This window comes from uncultured Microbacterium sp. (genome assembly GCF_963528945.1).
In the GTDB taxonomy this organism is placed as follows: Bacteria; Actinomycetota; Actinomycetes; order Actinomycetales; family Microbacteriaceae; genus Microbacterium.
Window position 1 is genome coordinate 644,813 of the sequence record NZ_CAURWX010000001.1, and the last position, 24,168, is coordinate 668,980.

At 66.2% G+C, this 24,168-nt stretch carries 25 protein-coding genes and 1 pseudogene; 17 read left to right on the forward strand and 9 right to left on the reverse strand.

Going from position 1 to position 24,168, the window contains the following annotated elements; translation table 11 throughout:
- Positions 1 to 161: 161 nt before the first annotated feature.
- Positions 162 to 1,592 (forward strand): glycosyltransferase family 2 protein, encoded by a 1,431-nt coding sequence (locus RWS82_RS02890; RefSeq protein ID WP_314646704.1) that lies wholly within the window; start codon positions 162 to 164, stop codon positions 1,590 to 1,592.
- Positions 1,589 to 1,801 (forward strand): hypothetical protein, encoded by a 213-nt coding sequence (locus RWS82_RS02895; RefSeq protein WP_314646707.1) that lies wholly within the window; start codon positions 1,589 to 1,591, stop codon positions 1,799 to 1,801. The genes RWS82_RS02890 and RWS82_RS02895 overlap by 4 nt, the downstream gene beginning before the upstream one ends.
- On the opposite strand, the gene RWS82_RS02900 is transcribed toward RWS82_RS02895, so the two are convergent.
- Positions 1,763 to 2,503: an EAL domain-containing protein gene (locus RWS82_RS02900; protein ID WP_314646710.1), complete on the reverse strand. Its 741-nt coding sequence runs from the start codon at positions 2,501 to 2,503 to the stop codon at positions 1,763 to 1,765. The genes RWS82_RS02895 and RWS82_RS02900 overlap by 39 nt on opposite strands.
- 327 nt (positions 2,504 to 2,830) lie before the next feature.
- On the opposite strand from RWS82_RS02900, the gene RWS82_RS02905 reads away from it, so the two are divergent.
- Entirely contained in the window at positions 2,831 to 3,835 is a 1,005-nt protein-coding gene (locus RWS82_RS02905; RefSeq protein ID WP_314646713.1) for a GGDEF domain-containing protein, read from the forward strand.
- An 89-nt stretch (positions 3,836 to 3,924) separates the two neighbouring features.
- Complete coding sequence (locus tag RWS82_RS02910; protein ID WP_314646716.1) at positions 3,925 to 4,452, forward strand: adenylyl-sulfate kinase; 528 nt, start codon at positions 3,925 to 3,927, stop codon at positions 4,450 to 4,452.
- A gap of 390 nt (positions 4,453 to 4,842) precedes the next feature.
- Here RWS82_RS02910 and RWS82_RS02915 read toward each other — a convergent pair whose 3' ends face one another.
- On the reverse strand, positions 4,843 to 5,742 hold the full coding sequence (locus RWS82_RS02915; RefSeq protein WP_314646719.1) for a hypothetical protein: 900 nt from the start codon (positions 5,740 to 5,742) through the stop codon (positions 4,843 to 4,845).
- Between the two features lie 68 nt (positions 5,743 to 5,810).
- On the opposite strand from RWS82_RS02915, the gene RWS82_RS02920 reads away from it, so the two are divergent.
- Positions 5,811 to 7,331: a DUF4041 domain-containing protein gene (locus RWS82_RS02920; RefSeq protein ID WP_314646722.1), complete on the forward strand. Its 1,521-nt coding sequence runs from the start codon at positions 5,811 to 5,813 to the stop codon at positions 7,329 to 7,331.
- Between the two features lie 187 nt (positions 7,332 to 7,518).
- Positions 7,519 to 8,124, forward strand: coding sequence for a hypothetical protein (locus RWS82_RS02925; RefSeq protein ID WP_314646724.1), 606 nt, complete (start codon positions 7,519 to 7,521; stop codon positions 8,122 to 8,124).
- Between the two features lie 823 nt (positions 8,125 to 8,947).
- Here the strand turns inward: RWS82_RS02925 and RWS82_RS02930 are convergent.
- Positions 8,948 to 9,856, reverse strand: coding sequence for a DNA-processing protein DprA (locus RWS82_RS02930; protein WP_314646727.1), 909 nt, complete (start codon positions 9,854 to 9,856; stop codon positions 8,948 to 8,950).
- A gap of 118 nt (positions 9,857 to 9,974) precedes the next feature.
- Positions 9,975 to 10,322, reverse strand: a complete 348-nt coding sequence (locus tag RWS82_RS02935; RefSeq protein ID WP_400190053.1) for an ArsR/SmtB family transcription factor — start codon at positions 10,320 to 10,322, stop codon at positions 9,975 to 9,977.
- 76 nt (positions 10,323 to 10,398) lie between these two features.
- Here RWS82_RS02935 and RWS82_RS02940 point away from each other — a divergent pair, with 76 nt between their 5' ends.
- The gene (locus RWS82_RS02940; protein ID WP_314646729.1) at positions 10,399 to 11,715 is read left to right on the forward strand and encodes an NAD(P)-binding domain-containing protein; all 1,317 of its coding nucleotides are present in this window, start codon (positions 10,399 to 10,401) and stop codon (positions 11,713 to 11,715) included.
- Position 11,716: 1 nt separating this feature from the next.
- Here RWS82_RS02940 and RWS82_RS02945 read toward each other — a convergent pair whose 3' ends face one another.
- Together RWS82_RS02945 and RWS82_RS02950 are read right to left on the reverse strand one after the other, a co-directional pair.
- Positions 11,717 to 12,112: a low molecular weight phosphatase family protein gene (locus RWS82_RS02945; RefSeq protein WP_314646731.1), complete on the reverse strand. Its 396-nt coding sequence runs from the start codon at positions 12,110 to 12,112 to the stop codon at positions 11,717 to 11,719.
- A gap of 12 nt (positions 12,113 to 12,124) precedes the next feature.
- On the reverse strand, positions 12,125 to 12,799 hold the full coding sequence (locus RWS82_RS02950) for a helix-turn-helix domain-containing protein (protein WP_314646733.1): 675 nt from the start codon (positions 12,797 to 12,799) through the stop codon (positions 12,125 to 12,127).
- A 49-nt stretch (positions 12,800 to 12,848) separates the two neighbouring features.
- Here RWS82_RS02950 and RWS82_RS02955 point away from each other — a divergent pair, with 49 nt between their 5' ends.
- The 7 genes and pseudogenes from RWS82_RS02955 to RWS82_RS02985 all read left to right on the forward strand — a co-directional run bounded on the left by RWS82_RS02955 (position 12,849) and on the right by RWS82_RS02985 (position 19,053).
- Complete coding sequence (locus RWS82_RS02955) at positions 12,849 to 13,583, forward strand: MIP/aquaporin family protein (RefSeq protein ID WP_314646736.1); 735 nt, start codon at positions 12,849 to 12,851, stop codon at positions 13,581 to 13,583.
- Positions 13,584 to 13,593: 10 nt separating this feature from the next.
- Positions 13,594 to 14,964, forward strand: a complete 1,371-nt coding sequence (locus RWS82_RS02960; RefSeq protein ID WP_314646739.1) for an FAD-dependent oxidoreductase — start codon at positions 13,594 to 13,596, stop codon at positions 14,962 to 14,964.
- Between the two features lie 126 nt (positions 14,965 to 15,090).
- Positions 15,091 to 15,372, forward strand: a complete 282-nt coding sequence (locus tag RWS82_RS02965; protein ID WP_314646741.1) for a metal-sensitive transcriptional regulator — start codon at positions 15,091 to 15,093, stop codon at positions 15,370 to 15,372.
- 18 nt (positions 15,373 to 15,390) lie between these two features.
- On the forward strand, positions 15,391 to 15,711 hold the full coding sequence (locus tag RWS82_RS02970; RefSeq protein ID WP_314646744.1) for a heavy metal-associated domain-containing protein: 321 nt from the start codon (positions 15,391 to 15,393) through the stop codon (positions 15,709 to 15,711).
- A 253-nt stretch (positions 15,712 to 15,964) separates the two neighbouring features.
- A pseudogene (locus tag RWS82_RS02975) lies at positions 15,965 to 17,892 on the forward strand (heavy metal translocating P-type ATPase).
- A 47-nt stretch (positions 17,893 to 17,939) separates the two neighbouring features.
- The gene (locus RWS82_RS02980; protein WP_314646745.1) at positions 17,940 to 18,377 is read left to right on the forward strand and encodes a DUF6153 family protein; all 438 of its coding nucleotides are present in this window, start codon (positions 17,940 to 17,942) and stop codon (positions 18,375 to 18,377) included.
- An 82-nt stretch (positions 18,378 to 18,459) separates the two neighbouring features.
- Positions 18,460 to 19,053, forward strand: a complete 594-nt coding sequence (locus RWS82_RS02985; RefSeq protein WP_314646748.1) for a DUF305 domain-containing protein — start codon at positions 18,460 to 18,462, stop codon at positions 19,051 to 19,053.
- 127 nt (positions 19,054 to 19,180) lie between these two features.
- Here the strand turns inward: RWS82_RS02985 and RWS82_RS02990 are convergent, their stop codons facing one another.
- Both RWS82_RS02990 and RWS82_RS02995 read right to left on the reverse strand, forming a co-directional pair.
- Positions 19,181 to 19,849: a cation transporter gene (locus RWS82_RS02990; RefSeq protein WP_314646750.1), complete on the reverse strand. Its 669-nt coding sequence runs from the start codon at positions 19,847 to 19,849 to the stop codon at positions 19,181 to 19,183.
- Complete coding sequence (locus RWS82_RS02995; protein WP_314646751.1) at positions 19,846 to 20,205, reverse strand: metalloregulator ArsR/SmtB family transcription factor; 360 nt, start codon at positions 20,203 to 20,205, stop codon at positions 19,846 to 19,848. The genes RWS82_RS02990 and RWS82_RS02995 overlap by 4 nt, the downstream gene beginning before the upstream one ends.
- 166 nt (positions 20,206 to 20,371) lie before the next feature.
- On the opposite strand from RWS82_RS02995, the gene RWS82_RS03000 reads away from it, so the two are divergent.
- Together RWS82_RS03000 and RWS82_RS03005 are read left to right on the forward strand one after the other, a co-directional pair.
- On the forward strand, positions 20,372 to 20,746 hold the full coding sequence (locus RWS82_RS03000) for a metalloregulator ArsR/SmtB family transcription factor (RefSeq protein WP_314648164.1): 375 nt from the start codon (positions 20,372 to 20,374) through the stop codon (positions 20,744 to 20,746).
- A 134-nt stretch (positions 20,747 to 20,880) separates the two neighbouring features.
- Positions 20,881 to 22,842, forward strand: coding sequence for a heavy metal translocating P-type ATPase (locus RWS82_RS03005; RefSeq protein WP_400190054.1), 1,962 nt, complete (start codon positions 20,881 to 20,883; stop codon positions 22,840 to 22,842).
- An 86-nt stretch (positions 22,843 to 22,928) separates the two neighbouring features.
- Here the strand turns inward: RWS82_RS03005 and RWS82_RS03010 are convergent, their stop codons facing one another.
- Complete coding sequence (locus RWS82_RS03010) at positions 22,929 to 23,402, reverse strand: hypothetical protein (RefSeq protein WP_314646754.1); 474 nt, start codon at positions 23,400 to 23,402, stop codon at positions 22,929 to 22,931.
- A gap of 82 nt (positions 23,403 to 23,484) precedes the next feature.
- On the opposite strand from RWS82_RS03010, the gene RWS82_RS03015 reads away from it, so the two are divergent.
- Positions 23,485 to 24,144, forward strand: a complete 660-nt coding sequence (locus tag RWS82_RS03015; protein WP_314646755.1) for a thioredoxin domain-containing protein — start codon at positions 23,485 to 23,487, stop codon at positions 24,142 to 24,144.
- Positions 24,145 to 24,168 lie beyond the last annotated feature (24 nt).

Consider the following 24,168-nt stretch of genomic DNA (forward strand, 5'->3'; position numbering starts at 1 on the left):
TCAGCGGTGTATCGTCACCACGACCGGGTGAGTGCTCCGTGGACCACTCGCGCAGCGTCGTGAGCGACAGGCGGGCCAAACCGATTCTCCGTCGGCTCCGAACTTTCGCGTGGGCCGATGCGGGCGCGTGGTGCGCGCGCGGGAGCGATGGAGGGGTGGATGTGAACGGGTTCTTTCAACGGACCGTCGGGCTGGCGGTGATCGTCGTGGTGTTGATCGGCGCCGGTCTGCTGTGGTGGGGTGTCGCAGCGACGAACCCGCCTGCCCTGTGGGAGCCGGCGCGGATCACCCTCGCCGGTATCTGGCAGGTGCTCTACAGCAGCGATCTGCCGAACCTCGGGGTGATGGCGACCGCGCTCGCCATCGCGCTGTTCTTCGCATTGCTGGTGGCGGTGAGCGAACGTGTGGTCGCGGCGCGCTACCGCCGCGCGACCCCCGAGAAGGTACGACTCACGCTCGCGCCGCGCGCCGTGATGGCGCGGACGCGCGGTGTCTTCTCCGGCGACGTGACCGTCACCGTGCTGATCCCCGCCCACAACGAGGAGGCGTCGCTGCCACTCACCCTCGCCTCGCTACGCGGCCAGCTGCAGCTCCCGACTCGCATCGTGGTCGTGGCCGACAACTGCACCGACCGCACGGTGGAGGTCGCGCGACAGCACGGTGCGGACGTCTACGAGACCGTCGGGAACGTGCACAAGAAGGGCGGGGCGCTCAATCAGGCGCTGCGTGATCTGCTTCCCACCCTCGGTGACAACGACACCGTGATGGTGATGGATGCCGACAGTCAGATCGGCGCCGGGTTCCTCGCAGAAGCGACGCGTCGCTTCACCGACGACCGTGCACTCATGGCCGTCGGCGGCCTGTTCGAGGGGGAGCAGCGGCACGGCCTTCTCGGCCAGTTCCAGCGCAACGAGTACACCCGGTATCAGCGCGAGATCCGGAGGCGGGACGGACGCGTGTTCGTGCTGACCGGCACGGCGTCGGTGTTCCGCGCCTCGGCTCTCCGGGCGGTCGCCGCCGCGCGCGGCGCGCAGCTGCCGGGGACGCCCGGTGAGGTGTACGACACGTTCGCGCTGACCGAGGACAACGAACTCACGATCGCGATCAAGTCCCTGGGCGGCCTCACCATCTCGCCGGCCGCCTGCACGGTCGTCACCGAGTTGATGCCGACGTGGCGGATGCTCTGGGCCCAGCGGCTGCGATGGCAGCGCGGGGCGCTGGAGAACCTCGGCTCCTACGGCGTCACCCCGCAGACACTTCGGTACTGGTCGCAGCAGATCGGCATCGGCTACGGCGTCGTGGCGCTCTTCTCGTACTTCGCGCTGATCCTGCTCATGATCCTCGCCATGGACACGTGGGTGTGGTTCCCGTTCTGGTTGGGGATCGGTGTGCTCTTCGCCGTCGAACGCACCGTCACGGTCTGGAGAGGCGGGTGGCGCGCGCGCATCGTGGCGATGCTCGTGTTCCCCGAGCTCGTCTTCGACTGCTTCCTGAACCTGGCGTTCCTCAAGGGCGTGTTCGAGATCGCCTTCGGACGCCGAGCGACATGGAAGCACGTCGAGCATCGCGCCGCGAAGGAGGTGCGGGCATGAACCCGGTGCACGCGGGCATCCTGCTCCCGGCGGAGATCCTCTCGTCGGACTGGTTCAGCGTCCTGGCGACGTTCGTGGCGATCAACACCGTGGTCTACCTGGTGCTCGGCATGATCAAGATCCTGCCGCGGTTCCGGTTCCGACGTCGGCACCAGGGTGCCAGTCGGCGTTCAGAAACGCGGAGCATCCACCCCGATGCTCCCGTGTAGAGCCTCGATCAACGCATCGATGTCTTCCGCGGGGGTGGGCACGCCCAGGTGGAATCCCTGGGCGATATCGGCGCCGAGCTCGATCGCGAGGTCGACGTGCGCCGGCTCCGACACGCCCTCGACGAGCACCAGCGCCCCTGCATCCCGTGCGGCCGTGCGTAACCGATCCAGCCGGCGACGGGCGTCGGGTTGGTCGAAGGCCGCCCAGAACAGGGCGCGGTCGATCTTCACCACGTCGGGCTGCAGCTGCGCGATACGCGACTCGTCCGCGCATCCGGCACCCGCGTCGTCGACGAGGAGGTTGCCGCCGAGGGCGGTCACCCGCGCCCGCACCTCGGCGAGGTCGGCGGAGGTCGCCCCCTCGTACAGCTCGAGTCCCCACACGCGGTCCCATCCGGAGAGCAGATTGTCGAGTTCAGGACGGAGGATCGTGGTGCCGGAGGCGTTCAGCGTCACTGCGGCGGCCTTCGGCAGCATGCGCGCGTCCTCGATCGCGAGCGCGAGGAGACGGAGTTCGAGATCTTCGCGTTCGCCGCACGCCGATGCGCGCTCGAGATGCTCAGGGGGAGGCGCGTCGTCGTGGAAGCGCGCGAGGGCCTCGAAACCGACGATGCGCCACTCGTGCAGATCGACCATCGGTTGGAACACCACCCGCGCCGGTGCGCCGTCGGAGGCGGCGTCTTCGCGCGCGGGGGAGGTCATTGGTTCACTGTAGCCCCGGTCGGCGCCGCGACACGGACCGGTGCGCCGAAAGATGGCTTGTCCCCCAAATGGGGGACAAGCGCATCGATTCTCTGCTAACGTGTGATTCCGAGCTGGGGAGGCGGGTCGACGTCGGGGAGTGTCGTCGATCCGCTCGCTGAACACCACCCTTCCCCCAGTGGTGTGACCCACGTGACGACACGGTTCGGGGGAACCGCGTCGTCCGAAACGTTCGAGGAGCACGAGGCCGCATACCGCCTGGTGCCCGCGCAGACACGCGGACGTCGTGCAAGGCAGGTCTGCGACGGTGAGGAAGGGGAGAGACGCATGGTGATTCAGGGGATCCATGTTGCAGACGCGGAAGAACTGCGCTGGCTGCGCGTCGGCTGGCTCACGCGCGTCCGCGAACGCACGTCGACGTACTCGGTCGTCACGGCCAGCCTGTTCCTGCTCTTCGGCGTGCTCGGTGTCATCGAGATCTTCGAGACCGACATCACACGGTGGGAGCAGATCCTCTCCGGCGGAACGGCACTGGTGTGCCTCGGTGTCTTCGCGCTCGTCGCCCTCTTCGGGGTGGAACTTCCGCACTGGGTCGGGCTGGCCCTCGTGCTCGCCCATGCCCTCGTCTCCGTCTACTACCTCGGCTTCTCGGATGAGCGGCAGAACGCCGTCGCGGCGCTGCAGGAACTGCCGCTCATGGCGATGTTCTTCTCCTGGTTCTACGGCGCCAGGGTGGCCCGCGCCGGAGAGCTCGCCATCGTCGTCGTCCTGGGGACCGCGGCGGCCCTCGGCCCGTTCACGGGGCCCGGGGCCCTGCTCGGCCCGTCGAACCTCATCGGCGCGGCGTTCTTCACCTGGCTGTGCCTCGAGGCCGGCCTGTTCGTGCGGCACAGGATCCGGCTTGAGTCGCACTCCGACCCGCTGACCGGGGCGCTCAACCGCCGAGGGTTCGTGGCCAAGGCCGAACTCGAGATGCGTCGCGCGGCGCGCCACGGTCGGCCGCTGAGCATCGTCGTCCTCGACCTCGACAAGTTCAAGTCCGTCAACGACGAGGCGGGTCACGCGGCCGGCGACTACGTGCTGCGCTCCCTCTCCGCCCAGTGGATGTCACTCTCCCGTCAGACCGACATCGTGGGCAGGCTCGGCGGCGACGAGTTCGCGATGCTGCTTCCCGAGACCGACGAGCACGAGGCGCGGGCCGTGATGGCGCGGCTGCGTCAGTACGCCAGCCACCCGTGGTCGTGGGGCGTGGCACAGATCCACGCCGACGACACCCTGGAGAGCGCCCTGAATCGCGCCGACCGCGCGATGTACGCCGGCAAGCTCGGCTGACGCAGGAGCGCTCGACCCCACAACTGCCCTACGGTGAACTCCCGCGTCGTCGATGACGCAGTCTCGGAGGCGTGAGGGAGGATCGAGTGATGGGACCGACTCATGTGCTGTTCATCGGAGGGCGCTCGGGCGTCGGCAAGTCCTCCGTCGCCGCGGAAGCCTCGCTGCAGTTCGCGGCGTTCGACGTGCGTCATGCCGTGATCGAGGGCGACAACCTCGACCAGGCGTACCCGGAGCCGTGGCGTGCAGGCGTCGATCTGGCCGAACGGAACCTCGCCGCTACGTGGTCGAACTATCGAGCCGTCGGGTACGCGCGCCTCATCTTCACGAACACGGTCAGTGTGCTGCACGTCCCGACCCTGAGTGCCGCACTCGGCGGCGAGGTGCGTGCGCTCTCGTTCCTGCTGACGGCGACGGACGAGACCGCCGCCTCCCGACTCGCGGGCCGGGAGATCGGATCAGGACGGGATGCCCACATCCGACGCAGTGCTGACGCGGCGCGGCGGCTCGACCACGCCGCCGACGGGTCGGTGAGCCGCATCGCCACCGACGGCCGCACCGTCTCAGACATCGCCGCCGACATCGTCGCTGCCTCCGGCTGGGCGGACGCGCGCTAGTTCGCGTTCCTGCCGGGCGCGCGGGCGTCAGAGACTGCCGGTGGAGGACGCGACACCGACTCCGACGTCCCGTCCGTGACGAATGCAGCGGCCGCGACCGCTGCGCGGGCGGCTTCGGCATTCACGCGCCGGAACGAGACCCAGCGTCAACGAGAAAAGCCGCCTGAAACCAGGCGGCTTTCTCGTACGTGGTGGGTTGTACGCGGAAGGTGTATTGCCGCGTAATCCCGGGGGAGTTTGGTGCAGTCGCTAGAGACAATCCTCTGCTGGCTTGGCCGTAATCCTCTACTTCCGTCGACCTGTCTCGCCGGGCCCCTGCGGGACGCCCATGACGCTGTTCTATGACGGCGCCGGTCCGAGCCCAGTGAGTATGAGCGGCCAGCCTGGTGGCTAGGGTCGAGCGTGGACGCGCAAGATGCGCGCGGCGAGAGTCTCGGTGGCTCGGCGATACGTCATCATCGAGGCAAGCAGTGCGTTCGTGGTGTGCGCGACGTTCATGGATGCGACGACGTAGAGCGTGCCGTCTTCGTTGTCGACAGTGTCGCCGTGTTTGCTCGTGCTCATCATGCGGAGCGGGGAAGGGTGAGTGAGGCCGGAGATGAGTCGCCAGACCGTCGACGTGTAGCCGCCGTTGAGGTCGGGGTAGTCGGTCGCTTGCTCGACGATCACACCGTGTCCGGGAGCGCCGCCGGTGTACTCGTCGGCACTGATGCCTTCAGCGTCGGCAATCCTTGCCATCTGCTGCGAGTGGCGCTTTCGGCGAGCGACTGCACCTCGGATGGCGGCTTGCGAAGCTGATCTTCCTTCGGGCGTGCTGAGGTCGGCGAGCTTGGCGGCGGCCTTGACGAGCGTCAAGTCGTAGTCGACGTCGGTCGTGCGAAGCTGAAGCAGCCGGACGATGCGGTCGCGTTGAACTTCCGGTCGGAGGAGCCACAGCGCGGTGGATGTGGACTCCAGCGCGCTGCGCAGAAGTGGGAAGTGAGCGGTGACACGGTGCTCGAGCTGTTCGCCGTGTGGAAGAAGTAACTGCTTCGCGGCGGCGAGGTTGTCCGTGGCCATGGACATGCAGGATGCGACGAAGTGGCTCAAGTGGAGCCAACTCGTGCGTCGGTCGTCGTCGCCGAGCTCCGAAGTCGGCTTCGCTCGAAGCTGAGCGATGGTCGCGTAGCGCTCCAGGAGCGTATCAACCTGCAGCAGCCGTTCGGTGAGAACGCGCGAGGCATCGAGCTCGTCGGCATCTGTCACCGGAACGCGAATCAGGCCTCTCTCGAATGGACGCGGTTGTTCCATGGCTCGACACTATCGGCGCCAAAGCGCTGAGGTCGGTCGGCTACTTGACTCTGCGCTACGTTGAGCGAGTGACCGAACAGACTGCGCAGCCCGGTTGGCATCCAGACCCGTCAGGGCAGTTTGAACAGCGCTACTGGGATGGAACGGCGTGGACGGAGCATGTCTTCGCTGGCGGTGCCCAGGCCGTCGCTCCGTTGGCCCGCAGCCGGGCAGAGGCCCGCGCGTTCGCGACGCAGAGCGCGGTCGCCCCGCGCCCTGAGCCGAGCGCGGCGCCCGTAGCCTCTGCTGAACCGGTGCAGGTCCCGGTGTCCGGCGGCACCCAGAACGCACTAGTGCTCGAGAACATCCCGCTCGTCGGCGCCCGCAAGCACGCCGAGAAGCTCCGGTCGGAGGTCGCGCGGCTCCAAGGCCTCATCGACCAGTACGGGTTGCAAGAGGTGGCCGCCCTCGATGATCTGAAGCGTCACCTGAACCAGGAAGTCGACGGCGTGCGCGCGCAGGTCGCAGCCGCCAGCGGGGAGCTGGCGTCTCGTCAAGCGGACATCGCGTCGACCGAAGCGTCGCTCCTCGACCTGCGCGGTGCCGTCGAGGTCCAGGAGCTCGGTCTGTACGACTACGAGCATCCCGCCGAAGACTCCGTCGCCTTGGCCACGCAGCTCGAAGCGCTGCGTGCAGACATCAAGGCCGCGGTTCGTTCTGGTCGAGCCACGCAGGCGACGAGCAACTTCACCTTCAACAACAGCACCGCGAAGGGTGCGAAGTTCGTTCGCGACATGTCGAAGCTCATGCTCCGCTCCTACAACGCCGAAGCCGAGAACTGCGTCAAGGCCGTTCGCGCCGGGAACCTGGCCACCGCGCAGAAGCGTCTCACCACGGCGCAAGAGCAGATCGCCCGGCTCGGCACGATGATCGACCTAAGCATCACGCCGTACTTCCATCAGCTCCGGCTTCGTGAGCTCGAACTTGCCAACCGGCATCTCCGTGCTGTCCAGGAAGAGAAGGAAGCCGAGCGGGCTCACCGTGAAGAGCTCCGGGAGCAGCGCAAGGCGGAGAAGGAGCTGGCAGCTGAGAAGGCGCGCCTCGAGAAGGAGCGGGGACACTACGCGAACACCATCGCGGCCCTCGAAGCCAATGGCGACCTCGAAGGTGCAGAGCGGATGCGGGCGCGGCTCGCTGATGTCGAGCACGCCATCGAGAATGTCGACTATCGTGCAGCGAACATCCGCGCCGGCTACGTGTACGTCATCAGCAACGTCGGCTCTTTCGGGCCGGACGTGGTGAAGATCGGCCTCACCCGGCGTCTTGAACCGATGGACCGTGTCAACGAACTCGGCGACGCATCCGTGCCGTTCCGGTTCGACGTCCACGCCCTATTCTTCGCCGACGATGCCGTCAGCATCGAAGCAATGCTCCACCAGCACTTCGCCGACAGGCGGATCAACCAGATCAACCTACGCCGCGAGTACTTCCGGACCACCCCAACCGAGGTGCGAGAGGTGTTGAAGGCGCACTCCGTCGAGCTCCTCGACTTCAAGCTCGAGCCAGCAGCTGAGGAGTACATGGCGACCCGTGCGCTGCAGACCGGTTGAGTGCTCGGCAACCATCGGGCAGAAGAACCTAGTGGTTGGCCGTACGCTAGATTCAGGAACCGTGCTACGACTAGCCTCTCCGAGCCCAACACCTACGCCAAGCGTTCAGCCCGAGGATCCGGCTGGGATTCGTGACGCGATTGAGTCGCTCATCGCACTCATTTCGGAGCGCTTTCCCGAAAATCCTGTGAACGAGTACTGGTCGCCAATCGCGACCGTTGTTCTCGCGCTCGCTGCTCTGGTGGTCGCTTTCTTCTCTTGGCGGACGTCCACGAAGGCGAACGAGATTGTGGAGAAACACCGAGCCGAGGACCGGGACGACAGAGACGCGCGATTCCGTCGTGGCGTAGCCGTAGACGTACGTGAATGGCTCGCCGAGTCCACCTGGCGCGCGAAGTTCGGGCTCTACCACGTCTATGACGACGACGCGGGTAAGCAACTTCGCGAGCAGATGAAGCAGATCGAGCGTCGTCTTGAAAGGGAGGGTGAGGAGAACGGGCTTCGGTTGTTGAAGTTGTACAGGCGACGGCTAGGCGCCCTAGACCTCGAACTCAAAGAGTTGAGTGCGAAAGAAGTCGCGCAGCGCCGGCACCCTTCGCGCATGAACCGAGAGCTGGATGAGTTCCTTCCGTTACTCGAATCATGGAAGAAGGAACCAGCAAGTATCGCGGGTGCGTTGGAGGACGAGGAGAGCGGCGCGGCGGCGCGGGCGGACGCACGATTGAAGGCGATGAAGCGACGGTTGGATCGAGAATCCCGGAGTGACAAGGCGGCGACGCCGCGCGCCAATTGACCGCGAGACGCCCATTGCAGCATTGCGTCCCGGGCCTGGCTGCTACCTCAACCTCCGCGATGGGGTGTCTAATGCTCAACGCGATGGACGGGGCAAACGCTGCTATCGAAAGGCTGTGCCGGGTGGGCACGCAGAAAGCCGCCGTGGTCGCCCCGTGACGGATCCAGAGCTCGGCCGAGAACAACTATTCGGGCAGCGACGCCCTGCCGCTCAAAAGCTGCCGCAACAGATTGAGCATGTCCGCCGGTGACCCACGTGTCATCGAACACCAGCACGCGGCCAGGATTCTGCGGCGGCATGTCAAACTCCCAGTGATCGGGGGCGAGCGCTCGTCGGGAGTTTCTGGTTCCTCCAACCGGGCCGACATAGCGGACTTCAACTCGCGGCACATTGTCGCTCAGCATCGAGATGAAGTTTTCCCTGAGAGGGTGCGGTCCTGGACGGAGTCCGCTGGTGCTCGGCACGTACGTGACCGCGAGCGGGCGAGTGTCGTCCTTTTTCGCCAGGCATCCGGAGTGTCGCGTGAAGGCTAGTGCGAACATCGTGCGCAGCCGCCCGAGTTGGTCGGGAGTGACGCTGGGCTCCTTGTACTGCCGCAGGTCTTGGTAACCCTGGGAATCCATCGGAGCCCAGCTAAGGGGGACCACTCCGCCCTGCGCGAGTTGAATGCCGGACCGAAGGTACGCGTCGCATGGCACACAGTGACTGTAGCTCTGCGACGTAGTCGGTGCGGAGCAGAGTTCGCATAGGCCCGGACCGGGCGGTGGCACGTTGCGATACGCGCCTCGAATGACGCGCTCTAGGTCGTCGAACTCCGACGCGGTCACGACGCGAGCAGCGTGCCGAACGACATCCCATGTGCGGCCTCGTCGCGTCGACGGTGAAGGGCGAGAACGAGATCGGCCGCCTCCACCGCGTCCCGTGCGACCGAAATGTCATACCCGGCCTGCAGCAGGTCGCGCGCCCACACGATGGTGTTCGCTACATGCGCACTCAATATGAGGGGACGCCCATGCCGAACCGCGGCGCGGGCCTGGATGCGGGTGCCGGACGTCTCACCAGCCTCGGCAATCACGGTCGCGGAGGAGAAGCCGGACATGACCACGTTTCGCATCGGGAAGGATCGCTTGCTCGCTGCGGCGCCCGGTGGGAACTGAGACAAGAGCAGGTGATTCTTCGCCAGTTCGTCTTGAAGCGCCGAGTTCTCCCGCGGGTAGTAGATGCCATGGCCAGTGCCGATTACGCCGACAGTGCGTCCTCCGGCTTCGAGCGAGGCGCGTATGGCGACAGTGTCGATTCCTCTCGCGAGTCCGCTGACCACCGGCACATCATTGGTGGCGAGGATTCGCGCGAGATCGCGCGCGAAGATCTCACCGCCCTGGCTGGGGTGGCGAGTTCCGACGATGGCGACGGCGTTGCTGTCCTGGCTGGCCATCGACCCTTGCCAGTACAGAACCGGAGGCGCGTCGTGAACAGTCCGGAGTGCGGCAGGGTAGTCGTCGCTAACCACAGTTGACACATGGATGGAACGGCGCTCGAGATCAGCGATTGTCTCCGCGGCAGCTTGGAGCTCGGCATCCCGTTCGCCATTGATGAGCTGCCCGTCGTAGGAGGACTCGAGAACCGCGCTGGGTGAACCAAGCTGCTCGATCTGCAGGCGCGTGGATGCCCAGGAGAACTTCGGGCGACTGGCAAGGGCGAGCAGTGCCAGGTTGTCTTCAGAAGCTCGCATGAACACAGGTTACCTCCGGTCACCTACATCAGCCGTTGAGGCGTGCTTTTCAGCATTATGACGAAGTCAGAGCTACTCGTCCGCGGCGGCGCGCCAGTGTCGCGGTCGACCGTCAGCCTCAGGGCCGGATTGCACGTGATGCTTGTTCCAACGTATCCGGCATGACGCGGTAGTAGGCCCATCGTCCGCGCTGTTCCCGGGTGGCGAGGCCCGCGTCGACGAGCAGGCGCATGTGATGGGACACCGTGGGCTGCGAAAGGCCGACCGGCTCGGTCAGGTCGCAGATGCACGCTTCTCCGCCCTCGGATGCGGCGATGAGCGACAGCAGTCGGAGACGCGTCGGGTCTCCGAGCGCCTTGAACGTGGCGGAGATCCGTTCGGCGTCTTCGACCGCGAGCACGCCGTCGGTCACTCGTGAGCAGCAGGCGTCGGCGTCTGCGTCGAGAAGCGGAAGTGGGGTCGTCACGGTTCGAGTCTGCCACACGTATTGACATCTGTCGATGTATCGACAAGTCTCGATACGTCGAACAGAGGAGGTCAGGATGAATGAGTCATTGCCCGTCGTCGTCATCGGTGCAGGTCCGCAGGGCTTGGCGGCGGCCGCACATCTGGTGGAACGCGGCGAAGAGGTCGTCGTTCTCGAAGCGGGGAAAGGTGTCGCGTCGGCGGTCGCCGAGTGGGGGCACGTGCGGTTGTTCTCCGAGTGGCGCGAGCTCGTCGATTCCGCGTCCGCCCGCTTGCTCGCGCCGACGGGATGGATGGCGCCGCAGTCGGGGTACCCGACCGGGAGCCAGTGGATCGCGTCGTACCTGAAACCCCTCGCTGAACTGCTCGGAGACCGCATCCGGTACGGGTCCCGCGTGACCGGCGTGTCCCGACGAGGCCGGGATCGGTTGGTGGATGCCGGACGAGGTGAGCAGCCGTTCACCGTTCATGTCGCGTCGGGGGACGGGGAGTACCGGCTGCACGCACGAGCGGTCATCGATGCATCCGGAACCTGGCAGAGCCCGAACCCGGCCGGAGCCGACGGGCTGCCGGCGCTGGGGGAACGAGGGGCCGCTGAGCGGCTGACGTATCGAATCCCGGACTTCCGGAAGGCGAGCGAGTTCGCTGGCGCACACACCGTCGTCATCGGATCCGGCCATTCGGCCATCACCGCCGTGCTGGCGTTGGCGCGGATGGCGCGACGCGATCCTTCCACCAAGGTCACGTGGGCGATCCGCAGAGCGACGGCAGCGAGCGCCTTCGGTGGCGGCGACGCTGACGAGTTGCCCGCGCGCGGCGCGCTGGGCATCAAAGCCAAGGAGCTCGTCGACGCCGGTCTCGTCGATGTCGTCACCGGGTTCCGAGTGGAGCGCGTCGCTGAGGAGTCTGACGGCGTGGTCCTCGCCGCCGAGGATGGTCGCACGCTGACCGCAGACCGCGTCGTCGTACTGACGGGATTCCGTCCGGACCTCTCATTCCTGTCCGAGCTGCGGCTGGAGCTGGATGCCACACTGGAGGCACCCGCCAAGATTGCGGCGGAGATCGACCCAAACATCCACTCGTGCGGTTCGGTTGCCGCCACCGGCGCTGCAGACCTCGCACACCCCGAGCCCGGCTTCTACATGGTGGGTGCCAAGTCGTACGGTCGAGCGCCGACGTTCCTCGCGTTGACCGGTTATGAGCAGGTTCGCAGCGTGGTGGCTGAACTGGTCGGTGACCACGAGGCCGCCCGGCGCGTGGAGCTCGTTCTCCCGGACACGGGTGTCTGCGGGGGTGCGGGTATCTTCGATGCCTCCGGGGCGTCGCTGGGTGGAGCATGCTGTGCTCCGCCGGCGCAGGTGCTGCAGATCGGTCGTGCGCCGGCGTCGGTCTGAGTCAGCGGGTGAGCAGCGTCTCGGTGATCTTCGCCGAGACCGCGTCGCGCAGGGGGCGTACGGCGTCGGCATCCCATGTCTCGGGGTTGGGGAACTCCCACTGAAGCACCTTGCCCCGAGGGGTGGCCGGGAGCTCGAGTCCGGGCTTCATGAGAACGACGATGTCCGCGTCCTGGAGGTCGGCTTCGGTGACGGCGCGGGGGACGCGGTCGGTGATGTCCATGTCGAGCTCGGCGACGGTCGCGGCGACAGCGGGATTCACCGCGTCGGCGGGGGCGAGCCCGGCGGAGGTCGCAGTGAAACGGTCGCCGGCGAGGTGCTCGAGGAGGGCTGCGCCGAGCTGCGAGCGGCCCGCGTTGTGCTGGCAGATGAACAGGACAGTGGGAACAGAGGTCACGTGCGTGGTCTTTCAGAGGGTAGGGGTCAGGCGGGGAGCGAGTTCGCTGATGCGACGCTCGAGGTCGTCGTAGGCGGCGTCGAAGGCACTCTCGTCACCGACGCGCACGGGGTCCGGGATCGACCAGTGCAGATGGCCGCGCGGGCTGAGCGCCTCATGCGCGCTGTCGCAGACGGTGACGATGAAGTCGGTCTCCGTCGCCACCTCGTCCAGATGCCGTGGCGCCGCATCCGGGAGTGGCAGGTCATGCCGCCGGGCAGTGTGGACCGCGCCGTCGGCGATGCGGTCGGCGGGGTGAGTCCCCCCGGATGCCGCGGGGATGCTGCTGTGCTGCGACCACAGAGCGGCCGCGAGCTGTGAGCGTGCGGAGTTCGCGGTGCAGACGAACAGCACCCGCTGCGCACGCTCCAACGGTGCCGGAACCAGGTCGTCGAGAGCGCTGGCGGTCAGATGCACATAGCTGCGCCGCTTGTCCGCCTCCGACCGGGAGCGGGCGACCATCCCGACGGACTCCAGCACGCCGAGGTGGTGTGCGACGAGGTTGGAGGGCAGGTCGAGCGTGACGCCGATCTCCTTGGGCGAGAGGTCGCCGAGCGTGAGCAGGTCGACGATCCGCAGCCGCGACGCGTCACCGAGCGCCGCGTGCTTCGCCGCTCGCCGGTCGAGATCACTTCTTTCACTGTTCATTGACTCAATCTTGACTGAGTGAACATGTCTGAGTCAAGATGGGCCAGCCATGAATGAACACGCACCCCACCGCCCGTCGCCTGCTCGACGGTTTCTGGCCGAGTTTCTCGGCACAGCCCTCCTCGTCACGACGGTCGTCGGCTCCGGTATCGCCGCGCAACGTCTGTCGCCCGGGGACACCGGGCTGCAGCTCTTAGAGAACAGCCTGACGACCGCTCTGGGACTCGCGGTCTTCATCCTCATGTTCGGCCCCGTCTCCGGCGCCCACTTCAACCCCGTCGTCACGCTCGCCGACTACGTGCTCGGGCGCCGTACCGCGGGAGCACTCCCTGCCCGTGACGTCGTCCCGTACCTGGTGGCACAGATCCTCGGTGGTATCGGCGGAACGCTCCTCGCGGGGGTGATGTTCGATGTCGCGCCCGCCTTCTCCGGGAACAACCGTGTCTCGTTCGGGCACCTCGTCGGCGAGGTCGTCGCCACCGCGGGGCTCGTCTTCCTGATCTTCGCGCTCGCACGGACAGCGACACCGACCGTCACCGCTGCAGCTGCCGGCGCGTACATCGGAGCGGCGTACTGGTTCACCAGCTCCACGTCCTTCGCCAATCCGACCGTCACCATCGCGCGCATGTTCACCGACACCTTCGCCGGCATCGCCCCGGTCGCAGTACTGCCGTTCCTCGTCGCGCAGCTCGTCGGCGGCGCCATCGGCCTCATGCTCGTCGTCGCCCTCTACCCACGCGTCGCGGCCACGGCCGGCGACGTCGTCGTTCCCGCCCACTCCTGAAAGGCCCACCATGCACCTCGTAGCCATCGGCGGAAGCGACGCCGGCATCTCCACCGCCCTCCGCGCCCGCGAACTCGACCCGTCCGTCGACGTCACCGTCGTCGTCGCCGACGCCTACCCGAACTTCTCCATCTGCGGCATCCCGTACTACTTCTCCCGCGAAGTCCAGCCCTGGCAATCCCTCGCTCACCGCACCCACGCCGACCTCGAAGCGACCGGCATGAACCTGCGCCTGAACACCCTCGCCACCGACATCGACGTCGCCGGCCGGCACCTCACCGTCCGCGACGAGCACGGTGCCGAATCGACCATCCCGTACGACGAGCTCATGGTCGGCACCGGCGCCTCGCCCTCCACCGCGGGCATCACGGGCCTCGACCAGCTCGGCCCTCAAGACGGCGTGCACCTGCTGCACTCCATGGGCGACACCTTCGCCCTCGAGCGCTACCTCGACGACAACAAGCCGGAGACGGCCATCATCGTCGGCGCCGGCTACGTCGGTCTCGAGATGGCCGAGGCCCTCACCGTGCGGGGACTCCGGGTCACCCAGATCCAGCGTGGGCCGGAGGTGCTCTCCACCGTCGACGCCGAGTTGGGTGCCCTTGTCCATGATGAGCTCAGTCGCCACGGAGTCGACGTCGTCACAAACACGCGCATCGAAACCATCAGCCGCGCCGACCGCGGTATCACCGTCGCAGGCGCATACGACGGACAGACATTCGAACGCACAGCGGACGTCGTGCTCGTCGTCGTCGGCGTGCGCCCCAACACCACGCTGCTCACCGCAGCCGGTGCCACCACCGGCCCTGGCGGCGCCGTCAGTGTCGACGAGCAGATGCGTACCGGCCTGCCGAATGTCTGGGCTGCCGGCGACGGCGTCGTCACCCATCACCGCCTCCTCGGAACCACCTACCTCCCACTCGGCACCACCGCCCACAAGCAGGGACGCGTCGCCGGAGAGAACGCCATCGGGGGCGACGCCCGCTTCGCCGGGAGTCTCGGCACCCAGGTCGTCAAGATCTTCGACCTGGTCGCCGCCCGCACCGGACTCCGCGACCACGAAGCCAGGGCTGCTGGCTTCACCCCGTTCTCCGCATCCTCAACGCCGAACGACCACAAGGCCTACTACCCGGGCGCGACCCCCATCAACATCCGCATCACCGGAGACCGTGACGGCCGTCTCCTCGGCGCTCAACTCGTCGGCCAGCGATCCGCAGAGATCGCCAAGCGCGTCGACACGTACGCCACGGCACTGCACCACGGCATGACCGTCGCTCAGATGAGCGACCTCGACCTTTCCTATACGCCGCCGCTCGGTTCGCCCTGGGACGCCGTGCAGATGGCGACCCAGGACTGGGAGCGCCGGAGGCGACTTGCCTGAGTAGTCGCCTCCCCGGCGGAGGGGATTTCCGCATCGCGGTGTCCTGCAAGCGGGTCCGCACGGCATCAGGTCTCACTTTGACCGATTCGAGCCACTCGTATACCCCCGGGGGGTATAGTCGGTGGCATGAACGGATACGCGCACGACAAGGACGCGCTGCAGCAGCGCCTGCGGCGAGTGGAGGGCCAGGTACGCGGAATCGCGCGGATGGTCGACGAGGACAAGTACTGCATCGACATCCTCACGCAGGTGTCTGCGGCGACAAAGGCTTTGGAAACCGTGGCCCTGTCGTTGCTCGGAGATCACCTGAGTCATTGCGTCGCTGAAGCCAGCGCCGAGGGTGGCCAGGTGGCTGCCGAGAAGATCCGTGAAGCCAACGAGGCGATTGCCCGTCTCGTCCGTTCCTGACACCCCTGGAGGATCATCATGACTGAACGCATCGAACTCCGCCTGAAGGACGCCGCCGCCGGATGCGCCTGCTGCGCCGCACCTGCGAAAGAAGCCGTCGACGTGACTGCGGCATCCGCGGTTACCCAGGAGGTACTGGTGGACGGCATGACGTGCTCGCACTGTGTCTCCAGTGTCACCGAAGAGCTGACCGCCATCGCGGGCGTCGACAGTGTCACTGTCGACCTGAACGCGGGTGGCACGTCGCGCGTGACCATCCACAGCCAAACCGACATCGACGGCGACGCCATCACGGCCGCGGTTGAAGAAGCAGGCTACGCCCTCTCAACCCAGGGCTGAGCCCGCACACTCCCACTCACTCGTCACGCGTCAGAAGTGAAGGAGGCTCGTCATGAGCCAGCACGACCACACAGCGATGCAGCACACCGCGTCTCACACCACCACTGAGACGGCAGACCACGGTCACGACCACCACGCTCACCACAGCTACGATGGGCACGCCGAGAGCGACGCCCACAGCGGTCACGCCGGGCACGGTGGTCACGGTGGTCATGGCGACCACGTCGGGCAGTTCCGACGTCTGTTCTGGATCATGCTCGTGCTCGCCATACCTGTGGTCGGCTTCTCCACGATGTTCTCGATGCTGCTCGGCTACACGCTGCCCGACATGGCGTGGGTGATGTGGGTGTCGCCGGTCCTCGGAACGGTCTTGTACGTCTGGGGCGGGGCACCGTTCCTGACCGGTGCGGTAAGCGAGCTCCGGGCGCGTAAGCCCGGCATGATGCTGCTCATCGCGCTCGCCATCACCGTGGCGTTCCTCGCATCCTGGGGAGCGAGTGTCGGACTACTGCATCACGAGCTCGACTTCTGGTGGGAGCTGGCGCTCCTCATCGTCATCATGCTGCTCGGCCACTGGATCGAGATGCGCTCTCTCGCGCAGACGACGTCCGCGTTGGACTCGCTCGCCGCCCTGCTGCCCGACGAGGCGGAGAAGGTCGACGGCGAGGCGACAGTTACGGTCGCACCGGCCGATCTGCAGGTCGGCGACGTGGTCGTCGTCCGCCCCGGCGGACGAGTTCCCGCGGACGGCCGCATCGTGCAGGGCTCGGCGAGCATGGACGAGTCGATGATCACCGGGGAGTCGCGTCCGGTGCGTCGCGCTGACGGCGACCAGGTTATTGCAGGTACCGTCGCCGCGGACTCTGGGCTGCGGGTTGAGATCACCGCTGTCGGGCAGGACACTGCTCTCGCGGGGATCCAGAAGCTCGTTACGGAGGCTCAGAGCTCGTCGTCGCGCGCGCAGCGTCTCGCTGACCGCGCGGCCGGTTGGCTGTTCTGGTTCGCCCTCGGCGCCGGAGTTCTCACCGCCGTGGTGTGGACGCTCGTCGGCCTGCCGGATCAGGCCGTGATCCGCACCATCACCGTGCTCGTCATCGCCTGCCCGCACGCGCTGGGCCTCGCCATCCCGCTGGTCGTGTCCATTGCCACCGAGCGCGCCGCCCGGAGCGGTGTCTGGTGAAGGATCGCCTCGCGTTGGAGAGCATGCGCACGGTCGACACCGTGCTGTTCGACAAGACCGGCACGCTCACCAAGGGAACCCCCGCGGTTACCGCCATCGAACCTGCGGGCGACATATCGCGGGATAAACTGCTCGCGCTCGCGGCTGCGGCCGAGGCTGACTCCGAGCACCCGCTTGCGCGGGCCATCGTGGCCACCGCGAAGGAGAAAAACCTCACCGTTCCGAGCTCGCAGGACTTCGAGTCGTCGCCAGCTGTCGGCGTCCGAGCACGGGTGGGCGCCCGCACCATCCAGGTGGGTGGTCCGTACATGCTCGAGCAGGAGAACGCATCCGAGCTCGCCGTGGCCGACGAGTGGCGGCAGGAGGGCGCTATCATCCTCCATGTCCTCGTTGACGGCGGGGTCGCGGGCGCGCTACGGCTGGCGGACGAGATCCGACCGGAGTCCCGCCCGGCCATCCAGGCTCTGCACGACCGCGACGTGCAGGTGGTCATGATCACGGGCGACGCCGAGGCCGTCGCCGCGTCCGTGGCCGCAGATCTGGGTATCGACCGGTTCTTCGCCGGGGTGCGGCCGGAGGACAAGGCGTCGAAGGTGAAGGAGCTGCAATCCGAGGGGCGGAAGGTCGCGATGGTCGGTGATGGCGTGAATGACGCCCCCGCGTTGGCTCAGGCCGATGTCGGGATCGCCATCGGTGCCGGAACCGACGTCGCCATCGCATCGGCGGGAGTGATCCTCGCCAGCGACGATCCGCGCTCGGTGCTGTCGGTCATTGAGCTGTCTCGGGCGAGCTACCGGAAGATGAAGCAGAACCTGTGGTGGGCTGCCGGCTACAACCTCCTTTCGGTTCCTCTCGCCGCCGGTGTTCTCGCCCCCATCGGGTTCTTGCTGCCGATGTCGGTGGGTGCGGTGCTGATGTCCCTGTCGACCATCGTCGTGGCCCTGAACGCTCAGCTGCTGCGCCGGTTGAACCTCGCCCCGGAGGAAGTCATCAAGAACTAGTCGCATCAGAGGGCGCTACGTACGCTGGACGGGAGGGAGGTGAGCGGATGTTGACGACACTCGCACGACGCGTGCAGGGCCGGCGTTCGCTCACCCGCAGCGTCATCACGGTGGTCGCTGTCGCCCTCGGTGTCATCTTCGGGTTGCTGGCGATGCACTCCATGAACACCCACGCCCTGGCCTCCGGGCACAGCGACACCGTTGCTGTCGGCAACGTCACCGAGACGCACCATGAGCTCACTGCTCCCGCACCGGCCTTGCCGAGCGACGACGCGGGATGTGCCGGGTGCTTCGAGGACGCCGGGATGACATGGATGGCGTGCGTTCTCGCGCTTCTCGTCGCCGTCATCTTGCTCGCACGTCCCGCTGCATGGTGGCACTCACTGTCGCAGCTGACCATCCTGCACCTCCTTTTGTGGGCGCGACCGACGGGTCACCCTCTCCGTCCGCCCTCCCTGACCGTTCTCTGCATCAGTCGTACGTGAGCAGCGCCGCGCCCGCGCCTCGTGGACACAACGCTCGTCCAGCGACCCGCTGGGCGTCATCACCGACTCTTGGAGAACCATCATGAAGAACCGTTCTGTGGCGACCGCCGCCATCACCCTCACCGCTCTGCTCGCCTTCACCGGCTGCGCGGGAACCAGCTCCGGTGGCGACATGCCGGGCATGAACCACGGCGGCAGCAGCTCCGCCCCGGCATCCGCTGACGCCAACGATGCCGACATCATGTTCGCCAGCATGATGAAGGAACACCACGCGCAGGCCATCGAGATGTCCGACATGCTGCTCAGCAAGGATGACGTCGACGAGCGCGTCGTCGCCCTTGCCGAGGAGATCAAAGCCGCCCAGGAGCCTGAGATCCAGAAGATGGCGCAGTGGCTCGAAGACTGGGGTGCTGACACCTCCGACATGGAGGGCATGGACCACGGCGACGGGATGATGTCCGAGGAGGACATGAAGGCCCTCGACGACGCCACCGGTGCGGACGCCGGCCGGCTGTTCCTCGAGCAGATGATCCAGCACCACGAGGGCGCCGTCGACATGGCTCAGGAGGAAGTCGACAACGGTCAGAACAGCGAAGCCATTGCCCTGGCCGAGACCATCATCGATGCGCAGACGTCCGAGATCGCGACGATGGAGGAGATCCTCGCAACCCTCTGACAGGGGAAGGGTGTGGCGTGGAAGTCCACGCCACACCCTTCATGTCTATTCGTGATACGCAAACGAGCAGTCTATGCGAACCGTCCCGCCGCCCTCGCCGAGGTCGACCCACTAGGCGAATGCGCGCCTACCGTCGTCGTTCCGCTGAGTTGTCGCTTCCTTCGAGGTCTTCGAGTACTTCGAAGGGGGACTCCACGTCCCCTCTCCATGCTTCGAGGCCTTCCCGAATCGCCAGGAAGGCGACAACGAGCGCGGCAACCGAATCAGCCCACCACCAACCCAACAGCGAGTTCAGGACCAGACCAATGAACACCGCGCCGGACAAGTAGATGCACAGAATGAGCTGCTTGGCGTCGGCCATGACGCTCTTCGAGTCAAGTTCGCGACCGGTACGCACCTCGAACCACGCCAGAAGCGGCATGATTACCAGGCTCAACGCTGTAATTCCGAGCCCGAACGGGCTGTGCTCAGGGCCCTCCTGGCTCGCCAGGCTTATCACGGCATCAACCGTCACATACGCCGCGAGAGCGAAGAAGGCCAGTCCGATGGCTCGGACAGTGACCTTTTCCCACCGTTCGGGATCTTTTCGTGAGAATTGCCAGGCGATGGCAGCGGCCGACAAGACCTCGACAATCGAGTCGAGTCCGAATCCGATGAGAGCCGCGGATGAAGCGAGCGTTCCCGCGAAGATTGCGACAATCGCCTCGATGACGTTGTACGAGATCGTGAAGCCGACAATGAACCTGACTCGACGGTGCAGTGTCGCCCGTCGAGCGGTGCTGAGCGCCGCGCTCATTGGTCTTTCCCCGTCTGGCAGCATCCCGGCACTTCGCACATCGAGTCGACACACGGTGCGTGCTCATCGACCGCTAGTGTCACATCGAGCAGCGCGATGAGAGCGGCGGTCAGGTGGGGGTCCGCAATCTCGTAACGCGTCTGTCGGCCCTCGGGCTCCGCGACCACGATCCCGCAGTCTCGGAGGCATGTCAGGTGATTGGAGACGTTCGACCGGGTCAAGTCGAGTGAGCGTGAGAGCGCCGCGGGGTAGCTCGGAGCAGTGAGAAGCGACATCAGGATGCGGGAGCGGGTCGGATCGGCCATGGCGCGTCCGAGCCGGTTCATGACATCGAGTCGTGAGGCAATAGTCAGCATGTACTGACTATACAGCGAAACCTGACCAATATGAAGGTGGGGCGGGTGGCGCTCTGAGTTCGCCTGCGATTTCGTAGGCCTCAGCAGCTTCGACGGCGGTGTACGTTCCTTGGCGACGGTGGCGCCTCGTCAGGAAACGATCCATTGGCTGCTGTATGGTCATCATGTGCTGACTATTGCTTCGCGCCTAGACGTGATGAACCGCTTGGGACGTGCCATGGCGGACCCGACGCGATCCCGAATTCTCCTCGAGTTGCTGAACGGTCCCGGGTATCCGGCTCGACTGTCTGAATCGCTCGAGCTTTCCCGCACCAACGTGTCGAACCACCTCAGCTGCTTGCGAGGGTGCGGGATCGTCGTGGCGACTCCGGAAGGTCGGCAGACTCGCTACGAGATCGCCGACCCGCATGTTACGAAGGCCATCACTTTGCTCGTCAACACCGTGCTGGCGTACGACGATGGCGAGCCGTGCATGGACGAAGCCTGCGACGTACCCCTGTGCTGCACTTTAGCCGTGGAATCCGTGGAGGTTGCCCGGTGAGCGAGGAATGCTGCGGCCCTGACGAGCCGCGACCAGTCAAGACCGTCAGGCGTATCGAGCTGCGACAGTCGGTGGTTGCCAGCGATGCGTGCTGCGGACCAGACCCGAAGGACGAGCGGAGATTGACTCCGAGCGTGGATCACATCGACGGCGATGCGTGCTGCGGACCGGCCGTCATCGTCGAACAAGACTCGGACGACGACGAGCTTCGCCCGGCCTGGTGGCGTGATCCCGCTTTGCTTCCCTCCGCCATCGCCGGAGTCGCATTGCTCGCTGGCTACATCTGCGAATGGGCCGGGATGCCGATGCCAGCGTTGATCCTGCAATGGCTGGCACTCCTCGCAGGCGCGTACACATTCGTGCCTGGAGCGCTCCGTCGCCTCGTTCGCGGTCGCCTCGGCGTCGGTCTGCTCATGACCATTGCCGCCGTCGGCGCGGTGCTGCTCGGCCATGTCGGCGAGGCGGCCGCGCTGGCGTTCCTGTTCTCCCTCGCCGAGGCTCTAGAAGATCGGGCGATGGATCGCGCGAAGGAGGGCCTGCGTGCACTGCTGTCGTTGATCCCGGAGACGGCCCGTGTGTCACGTCTCGCCGGTGAGGTCAGCATCCCGGCTGCCGAGGTTCGCGAGCTCGACATCGTCGTCGTCGGCGCTGGTGAGCGCGTCCCTACCGATGGTGTCGTCGTTGACGGTCGATCCAGTATCGACACGTCCGCCGTCACCGGCGAGTCCATTCCGGTCGAGGTCGGCCCGGGGGACACGGTGCCCGCCGGTTCCATCAACGGCTCCGCGACGCTGCGCATCGAGGCGACAGCGAATGGGCGCGACAACTCACTCACTCAGATCGTTCAGCTCGTCGAGCAAGCCCACGCGCGGAAGGGCCAGCGTGCACGCCTCGCCGACCGAATCGCACGACCGCTCGTACCCTCCGTTCTCGTCGTAGCGGCTCTCGTCGTCCTGTTCGGGTTCCTCATCGGCGATCCCGGCCTATGGGTTGAGCGGGCGCTCGTCGTCCTCGTCGCGGCTTCCCCGTGCGCGCTTGCCATCGCGGTCCCCGTCACGGTCATCAGCGCCATCGGCTCGGCGTCGAAATACGGTGTGGTCATCAAGTCCGGGGAGACGTTCGAACAGTTCGGCACCATCCGGACGGTCGCGCTCGACAAGACCGGAACACTCACGCGAAACGAGCCCGAGGTCGTCACCGTCGCGACAGCCTTCTCCTTCAGCCGCGAAGATGTTCTGTCGGTCGCCGCCGCGCTCGAGTCATCAAGCACGCATCCGTTGGCCGCAGCCATCAACAGGGCGGCGTCCGTACGCGCCACTGCCACTGATGTCATTGAAGAAGCGGGGTGCGGTCTCTCCGGAACCGTAGACGGCAGATCAGTGCGCGTGGGAAACGTGCGCTGGATCGCCGACCTCAAGGATCTGGCTGAACCCGCGGAAGAAATGGCGCGGGACGGGATGACTGTCGTCGCGGTCGAAGTAGACGGCCGTGCCGCTGGCCTCATCGGCGTGCGCGACGAACTGAGGCCTGAGTCCGGCGAGATGGTGCGGCTCCTCGCGGCGCAGGGAATCGACGTGACCATGCTCACTGGAGACAACCAGCGTACCGCCGACGCTATCGCCGCGCAGGCGGGGATCACCGATGTCCGCGCGGAACAGCTCCCGGCTGACAAGGCAGCGGTCATCGGCCAGCTCAGCGCGCTCAAGCCGACCGCAATGGTGGGCGACGGCATCAATGACGCACCAGCGCTGGCGACGGCAACGGTCGGCATCGCGATGGGGCTGAAGGGATCCGCCGCGGCCATCGAGTCTGCGGACGTCGCCTTCACGGGGCGTGACCTTCGGCTGATCCCGGCTGCGCTGGCGCACGCGCGACGCGGACGTCGGATCATGACAGCGAACATCGGCCTCGCGCTAGCCATCATCATCGTGCTTTTCCCCCTGGCGCTTTTCGGTGTGCTCGGCCTCGCCGGCGTCGTCCTCGTCCACGAGGTCGCGGAGATCATCGTCATCCTCAACGGCGTGCGCGCGGCTCGCCGCCCCGCGGCCGTGCGTGCGCTTGTAGGAGCCCGAGACCGCGTTCCATTGAAGAGCTGACGCGGGAGGGAGCGCTCGAGCCCGCAGCCCGCGTGCTCCCCACTGCCCCGAGGACTGGCACGGCACAGATCACTGCCCGCCATGATTTACAATCGGACAAGGATGAACGCGCCAGCCAGGTACCTCGCACCTGCGTCGCTGACTTCGCGCTGGTTGATAACGAAGATCATTACGGCGGTGGCGCTCTCACTCATCGTCCTCCTAGGCGCTATCGTCGGCGGGCACCACGAGGGCGAACAGACGCCCTCCCTCGGTGTCGTCGCTGCCAGTTCAGCGGTCGCTCTCAGCCATGCGTCTGAGCCCATCGCGTCGACACCCGTTTCGGACGCCCTGCCCGCGATGGATGCCGTCGATGAGGCTCTCCTCGGATCGGTGGGATGTCTGCTCGGCGTATTCTGCTGCATCCTCTTGTTCGCTCTCGCGCGCTGGGTCCTGACCCGCCGCTCCTCGCGCCACCTCAGCAGTGCGCCCAGAAGCACCGCTCCAATTCTGTCCACCGGTCTCGCGGCACCAACACCCCTCACCCTCGAACAACTGTCGCTGTCCCGCACCTGAATCACCAGAACATCCTCATCATCACCTGATGTCGACCGCTCGGCAGACGCCGAGGCCCTGTTGTTCTGCGTGCTTGGAGTGTGTGCTGTGAAGACTTCCGCGAAGGTAACCCTCGCGACCGTCGGTGTCGTCGTTCTGCTGTTGGTGGCGGCATTGATCTACATCGTCGTGAATCAACCAGATCCCAAACCGGTTGCCGCCGGCGAGGAGGACTCGCTCGTCGTTCGCGAGAACTCGCACGTCCTCGACGATGGCGGGGAAGGAGCAGTCACAGTCGTCGAATTCCTCGACTTCGAATGCGAGGCGTGCGGGGCCTTCTACCCACTGGTGGAAGACATCCGGGAGAAGTACGACGGTCAGATCACGTATGTGATTCGCTACTTCCCGCTCCCCGGCCACATCAACTCCAAGAATGCGGCTATCGCCGCCGAAGCGGCCGCGCAGCAGGGCCGGCTGGAGGACATGTACCACCGGCTATTCGAGACCCAGGCGCAGTGGGGAGAGGGCCAGGAATCCCGTCCCGACATCTTCCGCGACTTCGCCGTCGACCTCGGTCTCGATATGGATGCATTCGATGCCGCCGTCGCCGACCCTGCCACGGCGGAACGCGTCGAGCAGGACGTTGCCGATGGGGAAGCGCTCGGCGTGAGCAGCACACCATCCTTCTTCATCGACGGACAACCGGTGACCCTGGAGCGATGGACGGACCTCGAAGACACCATCTCGTCCGCGCTCGGTAGCCGCTAGGACGTTCACCGAAGAGTCAGGACT